Below are 2,506 nucleotides of genomic sequence, written 5' to 3' on the forward strand. Positions count from 1 at the left end.
TATCATAAATTGCTACACGATGGCATAACATCTCAGCTTCTTCCATATGATGAGTTGTATATATGACAGTGATTCCTAGTTCTTCTACGAGATGGCGAATACAATTAAAAATATGGTTTCTTGATTGTGGATCAATTCCCACTGTTGGTTCGTCTAAGAAAATAACTTTTGGCTTATTTAACAAACCGATCACTAAATTAATTCTTCTTTTCATACCACCTGAAAATGTATCAATTCTCTTATGTGCCCAATCCTCAAGCTGTGCGAATTGCAAAGCTTCTTTTATGCGGCTTTTTTTCCTATTTCCCTTTAATCCATATAAATCGGCATAAAAAGATAAGTTATCATATGCAGTTAAAGTCGGGTATAGCGCTAAATCTTGAGGTACTACACTCACATGTTTTTTAATCTTATTCCGTTCAGTATACAAGTCGTAGTTACATACTGTACCATACCCTTCATCTGGCAGAGTAAGAGTAGATAAAATCGATATAAGTGTTGTCTTCCCAGCTCCATTCGGTCCTAGTAATCCTATAATTTCACCTTTACGGATATCTATGCTTAAATTCTTAATAACTGTATAATCTCCATATGATTTCTTAATGTTTCGAATGGAAATCATAGTATTTATATCAGTCATAATGTTTCCCCCTTCTTCTTGCTGTTACAATTTATTAGAAGTGACTCTTCTTTATCTCCATTAAAGCTTCAAGGTATTTATATCCATACTTTTCATCTGGTTCTAGGTATGTGCCTTCTGCCCACTCATTCCAAGCATTAATAAATAAAAAGTCAGTGTCCTTACTATGTTGTAAAAGATACTTCTTAAACTTATCGGGATTAGCCCCTTTCATAATTAAAGCGCTTTCTTTTTCCTTGGTGAGTTATCCCAATCTACAAAAGCCCCTTTATATATGTTTTCACGTTCTTTAATTTGACGGTTTAATATTCTTTTCCATACAAAATCATAACTTAAGTGAAAATCTTTTTTTTCTTGGTGTAGTGAATTTGTATTACCTATTAGTTTTTTTAAAGTGTACATAGGTTCAAACTCTATAGCAGCATCAAAAGGAAAATCTGATTTATCTTCAAAAATTGTTAACATTTCTACAAAGTGTATCCCTAGAAGCCCTTCAGATTGAGCCCATTCATTCCATAGACTCAACATTTTATTTAGGTTTGGTATAGAAGCTGGTCGGTAAATTACAAATATCGGTTTATCTTTAATATTTAAATAGTTTTTGTTTTTAAAGAATGGCAAAAGATAGTTAAAGTGTTCTTTCCAATCAGACTCATCCCCATATTCTTGTCGCATCAATACTTCTTGGTCTTTCCCATCCCAAGATCTTGTCCAAGATTCATTTGCCAAACATAAGCAATATGGGAAATCAATTTCCTTACATTGATTTCTCAATTCTATTGGTTTTTCTAGTAATTTTTTCCCTTTGAACCAATAGTGATAATAGCAAAAACCATCTAAACCATACTGTTTTGCTAAGTTCACCTGCCATTTGTGAACATCTAAATCTAATAAATTGTAATAATATGACCCTAATGGATTCCTAGGCTGATAGTGATTTAGAAAACGGGGTTTTGCTTTTTTTATATTGGTCCATTCTGTAAAACCTTTCCCCCACCATAAGTCATTTTCAGGTATTTCATGAAATTGTGGTAAGTAAAAAGCAATAGTCTTCATTATTAAGGATTTCACCCCTTTCTTGTATGCTAGGACTCAATTATTAGTTAAAAACAATTTTTCAATATAAAACTCCTAGTTTTTACTACATAACTATTTAACCTGATGTTAAATGTTGTCACAAAATAAGGCAAAAAGACCCTAATTATTGTAATTTTCACACACGAAAAATAATATTTTGAGTTTTTTAAAGAAAATTATACAAAAAAACACTTTAAATCCATTAAATTAATGTATAGTTTTATATGATAGGAGGGATAAAATATGTCGTATTTTGGCGAAAAATTCACAAATTTATTGATAAATTTAGATGTGGCTAGCCTAATTGGAAAAATAAAACAATACCAAGGAAGATTGGAGGTCTATGAGAAGGAGTTTCCATGTACATTAGAAAAGTTGCAAAAATCTACTCAGCTTCAACATACCAAAGATTTTGTTGCAATGTATAAAAACTTAAAAATAACAAATAAAAGGTTAAAAGAATTAATTACATATGATTTGTCGCCAAAAACAATAATTGAAGATGAAATATCTTGTTACGTAGATGCGCTATCACTCATTCATAATAATTATGAAAAGCTTACTATTGATCCAAACACAATCTTAGAAATACATTTTCAACTTTTTAAATATGCTACTTCGGATAGTGGAACATGGAGAAAACAGGACATCTTACTTGAAGAACATGAGCAACTAAATTTCTCATTTTATTGCTATCGTCCTTTAACGATTAAAGAAATCCCAGAAGCAGTAAAAAATTTATGTGAGGAATACAATTATTTATTAAATCAAAAAGATATTGATCCACTA

General features: G+C 30.8%; 1 protein-coding gene and 2 pseudogenes. 1 reads left to right on the forward strand and 2 read right to left on the reverse strand.

What is annotated here, in order from left to right:
* Together ACQGSG_RS28245 and ACQGSG_RS28250 are read right to left on the reverse strand one after the other, a co-directional pair.
* The coding region (locus ACQGSG_RS28245; RefSeq protein ID WP_426948634.1) for an ABC transporter ATP-binding protein at positions 1-640 on the reverse strand (640 nt) is incomplete at its 3' end.
* A gap of 34 nt (positions 641-674) precedes the next feature.
* Positions 675-1,696: pseudogene (locus tag ACQGSG_RS28250) on the reverse strand (glycosyltransferase WbsX family protein).
* Positions 1,697-1,960: 264 nt separating this feature from the next.
* On the opposite strand from ACQGSG_RS28250, the pseudogene ACQGSG_RS28255 reads away from it, so the two are divergent.
* Positions 1,961-2,506 (forward strand): annotated as a pseudogene (locus ACQGSG_RS28255) (Fic family protein); the annotation flags it as partial.

The sequence above is a fragment of the Bacillus sp. GMa5/1 genome (genome assembly GCF_050172015.1).
GTDB classification, from domain to species: Bacteria; Bacillota; Bacilli; order Bacillales; family Bacillaceae_G; genus Bacillus_A; species Bacillus_A cereus.